This is a genomic window from Pseudopedobacter beijingensis (assembly GCF_042678145.1).
Taxonomy (GTDB): domain Bacteria; phylum Bacteroidota; class Bacteroidia; order Sphingobacteriales; family Sphingobacteriaceae; genus Pseudopedobacter; species Pseudopedobacter beijingensis.
Genome location: NZ_JBHUDG010000015.1, coordinates 28,347 through 42,800 on the forward strand (window position 1 = coordinate 28,347; position 14,454 = coordinate 42,800).

The 14,454-nt window shown below is 35.3% G+C and carries 9 protein-coding genes; all 9 read right to left on the reverse strand.

Going from position 1 to position 14,454, the window contains the following annotated elements; translation table 11 throughout:
- Positions 1-97 precede the first annotated feature (97 nt).
- Positions 98-1,432, reverse strand: coding sequence for a GntP family permease (locus ACFSAH_RS09625; RefSeq protein ID WP_379662516.1), 1,335 nt, complete (start codon positions 1,430-1,432; stop codon positions 98-100).
- An 11-nt stretch (positions 1,433-1,443) separates the two neighbouring features.
- Positions 1,444-2,760, reverse strand: a complete 1,317-nt coding sequence (locus ACFSAH_RS09630) for a glycerate kinase type-2 family protein (protein ID WP_379662517.1) — start codon at positions 2,758-2,760, stop codon at positions 1,444-1,446.
- Between the two features lie 522 nt (positions 2,761-3,282).
- Positions 3,283-4,005, reverse strand: coding sequence for an alpha/beta hydrolase (locus ACFSAH_RS09635; RefSeq protein WP_379662518.1), 723 nt, complete (start codon positions 4,003-4,005; stop codon positions 3,283-3,285).
- Positions 4,006-4,108: 103 nt separating this feature from the next.
- A complete protein-coding gene (locus ACFSAH_RS09640; RefSeq protein ID WP_379662519.1) occupies positions 4,109-5,506 on the reverse strand; it encodes a hypothetical protein in 1,398 nt (465 codons plus the stop codon).
- Between the two features lie 52 nt (positions 5,507-5,558).
- A complete protein-coding gene (locus ACFSAH_RS09645; RefSeq protein WP_379662520.1) occupies positions 5,559-6,407 on the reverse strand; it encodes a sugar phosphate isomerase/epimerase family protein in 849 nt (282 codons plus the stop codon).
- Positions 6,408-6,414: 7 nt separating this feature from the next.
- Positions 6,415-7,698, reverse strand: a complete 1,284-nt coding sequence (locus ACFSAH_RS09650) for a Gfo/Idh/MocA family protein (protein ID WP_379662521.1) — start codon at positions 7,696-7,698, stop codon at positions 6,415-6,417.
- A gap of 41 nt (positions 7,699-7,739) precedes the next feature.
- Positions 7,740-9,326: a sulfatase gene (locus tag ACFSAH_RS09655; RefSeq protein WP_379662522.1), complete on the reverse strand. Its 1,587-nt coding sequence runs from the start codon at positions 9,324-9,326 to the stop codon at positions 7,740-7,742.
- A 172-nt stretch (positions 9,327-9,498) separates the two neighbouring features.
- Positions 9,499-13,563: a hybrid sensor histidine kinase/response regulator transcription factor gene (locus ACFSAH_RS09660; RefSeq protein ID WP_379662523.1), complete on the reverse strand. Its 4,065-nt coding sequence runs from the start codon at positions 13,561-13,563 to the stop codon at positions 9,499-9,501.
- Positions 13,564-13,755: 192 nt separating this feature from the next.
- Entirely contained in the window at positions 13,756-14,433 is a 678-nt protein-coding gene (locus ACFSAH_RS09665) for a GDSL-type esterase/lipase family protein (protein ID WP_379662524.1), read from the reverse strand.
- Positions 14,434-14,454 lie beyond the last annotated feature (21 nt).

Consider the following 14,454-nt stretch of genomic DNA (forward strand, 5'->3'; position numbering starts at 1 on the left):
GATAATCCTCCTGTATTATGGATATAATCAATCAATAGTGGCTTTCAAGATACTTCAGAAAATATAAATTAGAAAAACATGAATTGAACGACTGGTATTATCCAAACACTATTAACACACCCCATATTAATAACTGCGTAACTATTCCCATTAGTAATGTCGCAGTAGAATATACTTTCAATGTAGTCGCCGTACTTAAATTAGAAAACCGGCTAATCACCCAAAAATAGGCGTCATTAGTATGACTTATACACATGCTCCCTGCTCCGAGGCTTAGTATAGCTAAAGATAACTCTAAAGGCGCATCCAAGCCCAAATCTTTCAATAATGGCGTAATCAAAGATGATGCTGTTATTATGGCTACGGTAGATGATCCTTGTGCTGTTTTCAGAAATGCCGTTATCAGAAAAGGGAAAAATATTCCTAATGAGGCTCCGGTTAACAGGTTTCCCAGATCGCTCCCAATACCTGAACGCTGAAGTATTTCTCCAAACATACCTCCGGCCCCTATAATTGCTAAAATACCACCTGCTTTCTCCACACCATCTGTTATCCAGTGTGACAAGTGAAGCTGATCTTCCTTTCTAAGTAAAAATAAGGAAGAAACTACACCAACTCCCAAAGCTATAATAGGCTCTCCTAAAAATAGAATAAGACGTACAAATAAGCTGGTATTTTCGGCCATATCTGGAAATAGCTTGATAAAAGCCCCAAAACCTATCAACAATATCGGCAACACTACCGGTAGAAAGGATAAGCTTACCGGGGGCAATTTCCTCTCTGCTTCTACACTTTCTTTTTCCTCATATGGGATATAATCATCTATTACCCTTTTTCCTTTCCACAATGCATACAACAGCCCTACCCCTGCTGCTGGAATAGCCAATAATGTTCCTATCAAAATAATTGAACCAAAGTCACCACCTGTTGTTTCAATTGCTACAGTAATTCCCGGATGAGGGGGAACCAAACAGTGCACTGCATATAGTGATGTCCCCAATGATGTTGCCATAATCGCCATGCTCCAGTGCGTTCTCTTTACAATAGAATGATTAAGTCCATTTAATACAATAAAACCACTGTCACAGAATATGGGAAAACCTATAATATATCCTGTTATAGCTATACCAAGCGGAGCATTTTTTTCTGACACTTTCCTCAGTATATATTTCGCCATACTTACCGTTGCTCCCGTTTTTTCCAACAACATACCTAAAGTAGTTCCCAATATAATCAGTACACCTACCTTTTCCATAGTATGCCCAAAACCTGTTTTCATCTGTTTGGCTACATCTTCAGGAGATATGCCACTCAATAAGCCAACTCCCAGAGCAGCTATTGATAAAGCAAAAAATGGATTTAGTTTTTTATAAGCTGTACTCCAGATAACAAAACTTACTGCCAGTATAAGAATGATGATAGAAATATTCATAATTTTAGAGATTAGATAACGATCATAATTTGTATATCCATTACATTGGTTTGTGTAGGCCCTGTCCGAATCAATCCTCCTACTTTTTCAAAAAAGCTATATGCATCATGGTTATCTAGATACTCCTCTATGGAGATGTTCTGTTCGGCAACCCAATCCAATGTAGTCAGACTTATAACGGCACCAGCAGCATCAGTTGGTCCATCTGTCCCATCTGTCCCACAACTTAATAAAATCACATCTTTAGCATTTATCTGATTTCTTAATAGGGTTAATTCTTTTAGAGCAGCTAAAGCAAAATGCTGATTTCTTCCTCCCTTACCTGTTCCCGTCACACGAATTACCGTTTCTCCTCCCTGTATAATACAACAAGGCTTTTCAAATCTGTGCTGTAGCAGGGAACCTATTAATTCTTTAGCCTCCTCTTGCGTTTCTCCTGTAACCAATTTATCAGACACATAAACATTATAGCCCAGTTCTGCCGCTGCTTTTGCCGCTGCCGATACGGCTATCTTGTTTGAACCTATTATGGTATTACTTACTCTTAAAAAAGCTGAGTCTCCAGGTTTTGGATTCTCAGGTATTTCTCCTTCGACCCCTTTTCTCAGACGCGAAACTATGTCTTCGGGTATTTTTTGAGTGAGCTTATATTGATGGATTATTTCCAACGATTCTTGAAAGGTAGAGGTATCCGGAAAGGTTGGTGCACTACCTATTATACTCAGATCATCTCCCGGTACATCGCTAATGATCAATGTAATCAACCTCCCTTGACAATACTTGATAAGTTGTCCGCCCTTTATTGATGAGAGGTGTTTACGAACGATATTAACTTCTTCTATGGTCGCTCCCGAGTTAACAAGTTCCTGGTAACCCCAACTCAGATCATCCATATTCAGACCTTCTGGAATATCACACCATAATGCTGAAGCACCTCCACTTAACAGAAGAATAACAATATCCTCTTCCTTAACCTTTTTTAAAAACTGAAGGGTATTATTAACTGCTTCTACAGAATGTTCATCGGGAATAGGATGTGAGGCCGATATCATATTAATTCCTACATAATCAACCTCGTGTCCGTGTTTAATGGTTACCAGACTATCTGTCAAATACTCTCCCAAAATATCAGCTACTTCTACAGCCATTGCTCCAGATGCTTTACCTACACCAATAAGATATAAATTTTGAAAAGTATTTAATGGGATCTGTTCGTTGGCCAGCAGGAGACAGTCTTCTTTTATAGAAATATACTGTCGCATTAAATACGCAGGATGTACTGCTGCTATAGCTGCATTCCATATTGTGGTAATATCTTGTTTAATCATTCAATATACTATTTTTAGAATTTAGGATTACATGGTATGATAAGTATTGGCATTGTGCGAGCTAGATAATAAAAGAAAATATATGATAATTAAAATCGTGTCTCAAACTAATTAGATAATTATCTCAATGTTCTGGTTTCGAAATCATTCCCCCACTTCATTATCTTAGAACTGCACCTACCCAATAGTGTTAAAATAAAATATCAATACTCAGTCACACCTTGCCTTGCTCAGATATTTGCACCGTTACAAAAGTTTTTTTAACAAAAATTCATCTTTTGAAACATATCACAACTAGATAGGAAAGTTTTATAAAAAACACATCTTTTTTAAAATATTTTAATTGTTAAACAATTGACAGACATACCAAAACCTACTATAGTAGATTTTATAAAAACACCCAAAGTTGTTCGGAATATTCCTAAAAGACTTATCTCAAATCTATAATTACATCGGGTTTTAAACTTTCCTCATTCAAAAGCTTAGAACTACTTTAAAAGAGCTTTTCTAATGGCATGAACCTTACCCCTCAGACATTTTAAAATATCTACTCATAAACAATACCTGATAATAAATTGCATTTCCCCAGTATTCCCAATCATGTTTACCTGGACGGGATATATAATCGTGTGGAATCTTATTTGCCAATAGTACGCTATGAAGGGCTTCATTTACAGGATAAAAAAAATCATCAATACCACAATCAATAATCAACTTTAACCCCGGTTTTATTTGCGAAACCATATTGATTACAACATGGTTATCCCAGTTCTCTTTGTGCGTATTATAAGCTCCTAATTTTTCAGCTATTCCCCATTTTTCTGGAAAGGGTCTAAAATCTACTCCTCCGCTCATACTACCTACTGCTCCAAATACATCCTGATATCTAATAGCCAGATATAACGCACCGTGCCCTCCCATACTTAATCCGGTAATACCGCGTCCTCCTTTATCTTTTATAGTTTTATAGCTATTGTCTATCCAACCAACCAATTCATTAGCTATATATGTTTCATATTTCCATTGGGGTAGTAAAGGGCTATCCAGATACCAACTTGAGTAATTCCCATCCGGACAAACCATAATTATGCCGTACTGATCGCTCATGTCTTTCAACGAGGGGGCATACGTAATCCAGGTTGCATAATTACGACTATGACCATGCAAAATATATAGTACCGGAAAATTGCTTTTATTTTTATAATTATCAGGTGTAATTACTACTGCTTTTATCTTCTTGTTCATACTCAAACTAAAAGTTTCCACAGTATCAACTTGAGCTCCCCGACTCAACAAGGGAAAAGCAAGAAACATAATACCAACTATAATATTTATTAACTGTCTCACCTTATTTCAGTTTTAACTTAAAAAAATATAGCGATTCTGCGTTTACGTCACTTATAAACTGTGTGGAACTTGTTGTATTAATAACGCTGTTTTCTCCACTCGCCAGTAAGCTGCTATGCCATTTAATAACTTCTATTTTACTATCTATTTTCCCCCTGTCCGGCACTTCAAATTTTACAGATTTCAATGCATTTGCAGATTTATTCAGTATCCATACTGATAAAATATTATCCTTAATAAAAGCAGCTGTTTCTACATCTTCGGACGGCTTAGTAATTTCAACATAATTACCTCTATTCGCATTATTTACAACCTGTCTGAATATTTCGTATTTACCAGATCTGTTAATTTGCTTTCCATTTGAGTTAATCATGGTGTGGTCCCGTCCACCCAGAGGCCCATAAAATAACCAGGTATCTATACCTGTAAAGCCAGCTCTCATGTATTCCCAAAATATGGAAGAGTTCATAATTTCATCTTTCAGCACCGTTCCTGTCCACGAATGTAATTCAGAATTCCATGCTTCTTTTCCCAAAGCCTGTGCTTCTTTCACAAAATCTGTTAAAACACCTATGTTCTTAGTATTATGTCCGGCTGCTATGGTAAAAGCTTTATCTTCGCCTTTTGATTTATCTACAGAATGCAGCCAGTTTGTGGCCTGCCTGATATCAAAAGAAGATGGTGCTACCAGTTTTGGCATTTTTACTCCTTTATTAAGCTTTTTAGGTAAATTATCGTACATGTATTTAGTATGTTCAGGCTTAACTATAGTTTGCTCATTAGTCACGTCCATAAACTCAATATCAAAACCTTTTTTGTGCATCAGATTCAGGTAATCTGCATAGTATTGCACCCAGTAATCAACATGAAAGTCTCCTTTTACTAAACGCGGAACCATGGTTTTACCGTCTTTTGACTTTTTCGTACCATTTATTTTCCATTCCTGTATCCACATCGGAAATGGAGAAAATGGTGCATTATCCCTGTCTTGCCATAAGTCTATCTTTTCTTGTTTAGAATAAGCTTCGTGTATAGGACGCGGACTGGCAAAAAAATGGATATTGGGATTTGCTTTTCGCATAGCTGTCATAACTTCAATTATCTGATCGTAAGCAGCTTCATTCTTCACCCCTTTTTCTCGCTCATACGCTCCGTTTATACCAGTCCTTACATAATCAGATTTCATATCTCCTACAGCTAAGTCTGCCAGCTCGTCTTTTATGGCGCTATGCCAATGCCATAGTCTTTCAGCATCTATACCTAAACGTATTTGCTGCTTATTTTGCGAAATAATAATTGCAGAATTACCTGTGTCCTGTCTTTGTGCATATACTTTTATTTTTTGAATACAAAAAAGCATAAGTATAGCAGAAAAAATAGTTAGTTTATTTCTTTTCATGATTGTTTTTAAATATCATCGATTACCAGTTGTTGCTATATAAGGCGGCTATTTAATACAACTTATTGGCTCCCAGAAACTGTATACTTTTTTCTATATGTGAAATACCTTCGGTTTGTGAAGTTGGCGTTTCTACAATTCCCAGTTTATATCCCGCCAGTTTTCTGCTGGCAAATATGTTTTTGAAATCTACTTTTCCACTTCCGGCACTTACTGGCGCGCCACTTTCGCTAATGTCTCTTAAATGCCATAAAGGGAAGCGGCCAGCATGTTTTTTAAAGTAGTCTATAGGATCGTAGCCTGCTTTTATCATCCATCCCAAATCTGGCTGAAAAAACACATATTCTGGGTTGGTATTTTTTAACAGAATATCGTAAGGCAGCTCATTTTCTACCTGCTTAAATTCAAAATCGTGGTTATGATAACCAAATTGAATACCTTTTTCTTTAGCTTTTTTACCTATAGCATTGAGCTCTTCGGCAAGTTGGTAATAACCCTGTGCTGTTTTTCTGTATTCTCCTCTGGCCGACGGACAAACCAGATATTTTACGCCAACAGTTGCAAAATCTTCTAAAGATGCATCTGCTTCTGCTAAAGAGAAATTAGCATGTGCGCTTATTGGTTCTATATGATTAGCCAGAAGTTTCTCCCTGAAAACTTTTGGCGACTGCCCATGTATGGTATGTTGTTGCCTGTTGTATCCGGCAGATTCTACATATTTAAAGCCTATTTCTGCTACTTTAGCTATGGTTCCATCAAAATCTTTATTCAGATAATTTCTTATGGAAAACAACTGAACGCCTAAGGGCAACGATTTTGGCGTCCTGGCAAACACTGGTAATGAAAGATTAGCCGCAGCCAGCAATAAGCCAGACTGTCTGATAAAATATCTCCGGTTCATTTTTTATTTAAAATTTAGTGTAATCCCAATCGCCACGGTATGGCCTGTCTTTCATATTATTGGCATAGCTGTTATCGAATGTTTCCTTAACAGGATCCCATTTCAAGTCCTTTTGCAATTCGTAAGCTATATTTACCGCGTTGCAAATTGTAGCTGTACGATGTCCTATTTCTACATCGCATATTGGTTTAGAGCGTTTTTTTATTGCATCAATCCAATCCTGGTAATGGTTATCACTAAAATATAAGCGTTTGTCTTTATCTGTCAGTTTCATTGATGCCAGATTTTCCGGGGTAGATCTTAGAAAAGAGCGGCTAACTTCTATCTTCCCTTTATCTCCTATAAATTGGATGGCATTGCCTGGCCCCCACTTTTTATGGTTTACTTTTACACCATTGGCATAAATATAGGTTAAGCCATCTTTTGCATCTGGCTGTTTAGGTGGAACGAATTGTACAGGACCAGAATCATCCATTCCCAAAGCCCATTGTACAATATCAAACATATGTGCTCCCCAGTCTGTAATATACCCTCCACCAAAATCGCGATAACCTCTCCACCAAGCCCATTTATTATCCTCCAATGGTGGCGAAAGTGTAGGATGGTAACCTCTGTATAGAGAAGGGCCTATCCATAAATCCCAATCCAGATATTCTGGTGTAGGCATAGATGGCAGGTCGCACTGTCTTACTGGCAAACCTACAGAAACATTTACTTCTTTTATCTGACCTATATAGCCATTATATACCAGTTCTGCCGCTTGTCTGAAATTAAAAGAGGAACGCTGCATACTTCCTGTCTGGAAAACACACTTGTGTTTACGGGTAGCATCTACCATAGCTCTTCCTTCTGCAATAGTTAATGACAATGGTTTTTCGCAATAAATATCTTTACCCGCTTTAGCTGCGTCTACAGCCATTTGTGCATGCCAATGGTCTGGTGTTGCTATTATAACAGCATCTATATCTTTTCTTTCCAGCAGTTCTCTGTAATGCCGATACGTCTTTATAGTAGTTGCTGCTTTCTGTGCTTCGCTTTGTGCTTTGCCAACAACGTTAACAAAGTTGTTCAATTTCTGAGAATCGACATCGCAAAGTGCCGGTATTATAACTTCTTTACAACGACTGAAACCTTTTATTAAGGGGAATGACTGCTTACCGGTTCCTATCCAACCAATATTTATTTTATCACTTGGCGCTACGTAACCTTTTCCTCCTAAAACAACTCTTGGAACGATGGTAAATGCAAGTGCTGTTTTGGCGCCATTTGTTATAAATTTTCTTCTTTTCATATCTGATTCTGGTTTTATAAATGGTTCTTCGAAAGAAAAATTTAAAGGTTCAAAACAGGAAGCAGTTCTTTATCTGTTGCTTCATCTATAGGATATTGTGCTCCTTGTTCTTTTAGACGTTGATTGAGAAGGCCAAATAGCTCTTTCACTTTCTTCGGATTGGATTTTGCCTGATCTTCCTCTTCTCCAATATCTGTTTTTATATTATACAGTTCCACCTTTTTAGTTCCGTAGAAATAAATAAGTTTCCAATCTCCTTTTTTTATTGCACTGGCTGGCCCCATTCCTATCTCTTCTACTTTCATTCCCTCGTAATGCTTTTTAAGCGTACTCTCTCCCTGCCCCCAGTTACTTGGAAAGTGCCAGATCAACGAACGTGAATCATCTATTAGATTACTGTCTTTCATATATTTAACAAAACTTACACCATCTACTTGCTGCTTGGTATTCACATTCTTAATCTTTGCCATTTCCAGAATAGTCGGGAAAAAGTCTTCTATTAATATATTTTGTGTTGCTTTTGTTCCTGCCTTTGTTACTCCGGGCCAATAGGCTATCATTGGTTCTTTAATGCCACCTTCGTATAAAGATCCTTTGCCTGATCTAAGTGGTAAATTTTCTTTAAACGGTTTACCTTTTCTTGGCGGGTTTAGTGCTAACCCACCGTTATCTGACATAAATAAAATAACAGTATTTTCTCCAATACCTTTTTCTTTTACATAATTCATTAAGTCACCTAAACTTTTGTCCATTCCTTCTACTAAAGTTGCGTATTTGGCTTCTACCGGATCTAAACCTTTATCAATATATTTTTGATAGAAACGATCATCGGACATGATAGGTGTATGTACTGCGTAATGAGACATGTAAAGGAAAAACGGAACTTTTAGATCAAGGGCTTTGTCCATCACTTTCATGGCTTCCAGTGTAAGTACTTCCGTTAAGAAAAGATCTTTACCATGATATTCTTCTAACCCTCTTACGCCTCTCTGGTAGGTATATCCATATTTTTCTTTATTACCAAAATTATCTTTTGCATAATAATTTCTCGGATTACCTATGGCATCACTGGCTACAGATTCTATAAAACCTATATTTTGCGGATTGCTTGCAGAAATACCAAAAGCGGCAAAATGCCCTTTTCCTACTATAGCTGTATAATATCCCGATTTTCTTAGTATTTCTGGTAGAGATGTTGCTACTACAGTGTTTTTATATTCTTGGCGGGCAGACATCCCGTTATAATTCCACTCCGGCCATTTCATTCCGGCATAAGGTGCATCTGTTGGTTGGTCTACATCACTGTTTGTCCAGTTTGTTACTCTATGGCGGGCTACTCCCATACCTGTTACCAGGCTAACTCTGGACGGTGTACAAATTGAATGCGCATAAGCATTGCTGAATTTGACACCCATATTTGCCAGCTTCTGCATATTAGGTGTTTCATATATTTTATTATTTGGTGCTGGTGCATCACCAAAAGGCAGCGACGTATCTGTCCATCCCATATCATCTACTAAAAAAAGTATAATGTTTGGTCTTTTTTCATTGTTATTTTGCGCGTGTACACTATTGATAACACAAAAACCAATAGCCATTAGTAAAAAATTCAGAACTGCTTTTTTCATTTCCTATGTTTAAAAATTATTCAGGTTTATTTTTTATAATTTATTTCGGAACTGCTGTAAGACATTTTATCCTGATGCAAATCCTCCAACAAATCAAAGTTTTTATTAGAGTAAAAACATCTCAAAAGGGCGTAATTTTATTCCAATCCCTCAACCTACTATATTAAAAATACTAATATGTCGTTTCTTCTTCACTATCTGGTCTATAATACTCTGATGGTAATACTCCAAATTCACTTTTGAAACATTTAGAAAAATATTTGGGATTACTAAATCCTGTTTTATCACTTATCTGTTTTAACGAGTAGTTTCCTGTTCGTATATAAATTACTGCTTTTTTCAATCTATATTTTCTGATAAAGGTGGATGGAGCTTCCCCAAACATTTCTTCCATCTTTCTATAAAATGTAGCTCTACTCATACACATTTCATCAGCTAAGTAATCAACATTCAGATAGTCTTTATCAATATGCTTTTCTATTAAATCTATCACCTCTTGTATAAATTTCTCAATTTTAGTCTCTTTAATAATTTCTTCAGGTTCTGAAACGAAGACAGTTTTAGGTTTTACAAACTGTATACTATTCTTTAATAAGCTTTTCACTCGCCATGACAATAGTTCCGACCTAAATGGTTTTTCTACAAAATCATCTACTCCGTTTTCAAATGCTACAAGTTTTTGTTCTTCTGAATCTCTGCCCGTAAGCAATAAAAATGGAATTTTAGAAAATTCAGGTTTATTTTTAAATATACCACAAAGTGTTAACCCATTAATCCCCGGCATATCTAAATCGCATACAATGAGATTGATTTCGTTTAAATTCATTAATTCTATAGCCTGTTCTCCACCATTAGCTAACATTACTAAAAATTCCTCTTTAAAAATCTCTTCCAAATAAGACAACATTTCTTCATCATCATCAATTAATAATAATTTGTATTTCTTTTTGTGTTGCGATTGTCTTTTTTGGTTTTCAAAAGATGAATCAGGAAAAATAAGTGATTTAGTGTCTTTAAAATTCTTTTCGGAAATAACTATTGGTTCAGTCTTAATATCTGGAAGTAATTCATTCATTGTAAATACTGTTTTATCAATAGGAAGATAAAATGTAAAACTGGTATATTCATTTATTTCGCTACTGATCTCCATATTACCATGATGTTTTTTAATAAGTCTTGCTACCAAATCAAGTCCAATACCTTTACCTGGTATATCCTTTTTATTAAACTTATCCGTAGCCCTATAAAAGGGTAAAAGGATTTTTGATATATCTTCTTCTGCTATACCAATACCTGTATCAGATATAATGCACACCAAATTATTTCCTTCGATTGTATCTGATTGCCGAATATTATCTAAGTATTTTACATCAAGTGATACTTTAACAGTACCACTAGGGGTACAATATTTTATGGCATTATTTAACACATTCATTGAAATAATTTCAACTACTTCTGCATCACACCATCCCGATATTTCTTCTTGCAAAGGTTCAAAAATGATATTTATATCTTTTACCATTGCAAGTGGCCTAGCATCTTCCACAATCTTTGATATAATAGATACAATATCTCTTTCGTAATCTACAGTCAACAAAAAGTCTCCTGATTCACTTTTACGGATATTCATAATCTGATCTGAAAAGCGTTTCAATCGTTGCCCTTGTTCATAAATCCTATTCAACATTTGAAAATTCACTTTTTTATTCTTTAAAGCTTCTTCTAAAGGCCCCATAATAAGTGTTAAACGGTTTTTTATTTCATGAGATAAATCCGCATAATAAACCATTTGCTGGTCGTAAATTCTGGAACTTTCCATTTCCTTTTCCAGTTTCCTATTTATACTTCTCCATCTATAAATAATTTTATAAATAACTAATCCCATTATAATAATGAGGACAAAGTATATCATGATAGCATATCCAGTTTTCCAAAATGAAGGTTTTATAATAATAGCAAATGATTTTGGAGCTGAATCCCATGCTCCATTTGAAGTAGTTGTCATTGCCTGAAACATATAATCCCCTGCTGGTAGATTAAAATACCGAACCATACTCTTTTCCCCTTGCAAAACAGACCACGCAGTATCATGACCTAACAACCTGTACATATAGAAATTCTGTTTAGGTAAAGTATAGTCCAACTTTGCAAAACCTATCTGTAAACTGTTTTGGTTATGCTGCAAAACTATGGTTCCAGATTCTTCTACCTGAGATAACATTTCTTTCGAAAAATTGTCAGAGGTTGTTTGTTCTAAATCGTTTGCTGTTCCTTTCACCAAATCTATATTTGTCCATTCTAATGGTGGTATAGCATGATGTTTTTGTGATATTTTAAAAAACCTATAAATACCGTTGTCTGCTCCAAAATAAACAGCCCCATCTTTTCCTGCCTCAGAGATATTAAAAGAAAATTCTGCATTATAAATCCCAGACTCCTTATTGTAAGCCCTGAAAGACAAGACCTTTCCTTCATTTAATTGAGCTATACCATTTAAAGTGGATAGCCAAACTTCACCTATAGAGTTTTCCTGAATAGCAGATATGGTATTAGACGGAAGTCCATCATTATGATTAAACACTTTAAAACTGTTCGACTCTGGTTTATACAATAGCAAACCTTTGTCTCTTGTACCAACCCACAACCTGTTTTGGCTATCTTCTTTTATGCAAAGTATCTGATCGGGGAACTTGTCTTCCCTACCAAACTTTTTCATAGATTGTGTTGTAAGATTCACTCTTAACAAACCTTCTCCTCTTGTTCCAACCCATAAATTGTTTTTGGAATCTAATTCCAGAACATAGACATGAACATTTGAGGAAAACGATTTTATAACGTTATTATATATTTTATCCAAATGAGGAATAACCTTTTTACCTTTTACTCTTATAATCTTATCTCGCCAATGTGAAAACCAAAATTCGTCTGGTGCTACTTCAACTACATCGTTTATTCCCCCCTGAGAGACAAAACTTGCTACCTCCGAAAATTTCCAAAGACTATCTGTATTTGTCTTTAAGAATTTCCTGTCTGCAACAATTATTAAATCTCCATTTCTGGATCTTCTCAATAACCTTACATCCCTAAGCTCATCTGCACTTGTATTGACGATTTTATTATTTTTAGTGTCTAGCACCTTTAGTCCTAATGAACTTGTAGCTATTAGAATATGAGTATCCGTTAATGATAACATATCGTTAATAGTTACATTCTGATATATACTGTTATCAAAACTATTAAACTGTGTAGAAAGTGTAAGGGGATTTAAACTAAATAAGCCATTTCTGCTTCCTATCCAGATATTCATCGTTTTATCGATAGAAATTTTCCTGATAGTGTTTTTTTCAAAAATGGATTTTTCTTTTAGAGAATTAGGAAAATGTTGCTTATTAGCCAAAATTATTTTGGTTGTTGTTGCAAAAACAACTCCTTCTTCATTAAATTCTTTAATTTCCTGAATACTTTCAACTTGTGCTAATTGATTTCTAGAGATGTAATTTCCGGTAATAACAACTCCATCAGAAACTATAGAACATTTATATACGCCCTGAAACGCAGTACCAACCCATAACGTATTACCGTCTTTATAAAGGGTATTAACAGTGCCTCTAACAGATGTAGGGTATAATTTATTATTTTTCAGGAGCCAGAGCCCATCTGAAGCCGCTATAAAATAGCTATTCTCATCTAATTCTATTACAGACCTGATCAGGTTCTTTTTATGTACTGCGCCATCAAAAATAATTTTTCTGTTATAACCATTTCCTTCAGAATTAGGTGTTAAGTGATAAACATCTCTGTTTGCTACAATATATATAATCTTATTTCCTCTGCTTATGGTAACGTGGGTAATAGACTGATCTTTCTCGCTTATAAGCTTAATTGTATTCGCATTAACATTAAATTGTCCTAATCCGCTTTGGGTACCAACTAAGATGTTTCCTTTCTGATCTTCTACGATACAGGAAATTTCGTTATTTAAATATTTATCTAACGTATAACGGGTAATATCATAATGTATAATGTTATTTATGTTATATCTGTATAAACCTGTGCTGGTTGCCACCCATATATTACTGCTTTTATCTTGTATGATATCTTTTATAGAGAAATTAGGAAGCCATTTCTGTTCTATAGTATTTCCGTAAAAAACATTCGGAAACTCTTCTGCGTGAGTTTGATTTAATAAAAAAAAACTCAAAGCAATAAATATCAACGCTACTATTTTCCTTTTCATCCTAAATTCTATCATAACTTTTACTCAATTAGCAAAGTCTATTTTTAAAATATCTAATCCTTATGTTATCAAACCAATTTTAGTTTACAGGGTCTCTAAAAGCGACTTGAATTTAAAGATTAAATCCACTGATTTTGCCGCTTTTTTGAGTTTACCTTGTATCCACACATGTATTTAGTTAGTTATAAGTGTTTATTTTAAATATCCTCCGTTATTTAATATCTCAGCCCATAATTTATACCCCTCGGGATTTAAATGCAGACCATCTTTAGTTAGTTCTGCTTTAAGGTGTTTATTCTCATCCAGAAAATGTGGATATAAATCTATAACGGTAACGTTTCTGGCGACCAGCTTCTTTATCTGCTCATTAAGGTAAAGAATACGGTCATCCTTACCCATATGGTTCTTTAGTTTCCCAAAGGATGCATTTACGGGCAATAAAGTACTAAAGTAAATTTGTGTTTTTGGGGAACCTTTCCTTATTCTGGAAACAATTTTTTGATAGTTAGCGACTATTAAACTATTCTCGATGTTCCTGGCTATATCATTAATACCAATCAACACGAATACTTTCGCCGGTTTTCTGTCTATTACTTCTTGTAAACGTTCTAAAACACCGAAAGTAATATCCCCTGATATTCCTCTGTTTTTAGCCTGAGGCAAACCAAGCAATCTTGACCAGTTTGTACTTGCCGTTATACTATTTCCTAAAAAGATATATTCATTTGCTGAGATGGGTTCTGCATTAAACCTATCTATAGATTCTTTGTATTTGGGCGGACGATATGTACTGTCCCATTTTACAGCCTGCGCATTTAATCCATTGCCAGCTATAAATAAACCAAATGCCAAAATTAATATTCTTATCATTGAGAATTAGTTAGTTTTTTT

Excerpts from the sequence above, each read along its gene's own strand:
- ACFSAH_RS09625 (WP_379662516.1), bottom strand. The coding sequence starts at position 1,432 with ATGAATATTTCTATCATCATTCTTATACTGGCAGTAAGTTTTGTTATC.
- ACFSAH_RS09630 (WP_379662517.1), bottom strand. The coding sequence starts at position 2,760 with ATGATTAAACAAGATATTACCACAATATGGAATGCAGCTATAGCAGCA.
- ACFSAH_RS09635 (WP_379662518.1), bottom strand. The coding sequence starts at position 4,005 with ATGAACAAGAAGATAAAAGCAGTAGTAATTACACCTGATAATTATAAA.
- ACFSAH_RS09640 (WP_379662519.1), bottom strand. The coding sequence starts at position 5,506 with ATGAAAAGAAATAAACTAACTATTTTTTCTGCTATACTTATGCTTTTT.
- ACFSAH_RS09645 (WP_379662520.1), bottom strand. The coding sequence starts at position 6,407 with ATGAACCGGAGATATTTTATCAGACAGTCTGGCTTATTGCTGGCTGCG.
- ACFSAH_RS09650 (WP_379662521.1), bottom strand. The coding sequence starts at position 7,698 with ATGAAAAGAAGAAAATTTATAACAAATGGCGCCAAAACAGCACTTGCA.
- ACFSAH_RS09655 (WP_379662522.1), bottom strand. The coding sequence starts at position 9,326 with ATGAAAAAAGCAGTTCTGAATTTTTTACTAATGGCTATTGGTTTTTGT.
- ACFSAH_RS09660 (WP_379662523.1), bottom strand. The coding sequence starts at position 13,563 with ATGAAAAGGAAAATAGTAGCGTTGATATTTATTGCTTTGAGTTTTTTT.
- ACFSAH_RS09665 (WP_379662524.1), bottom strand. The coding sequence starts at position 14,433 with ATGATAAGAATATTAATTTTGGCATTTGGTTTATTTATAGCTGGCAAT.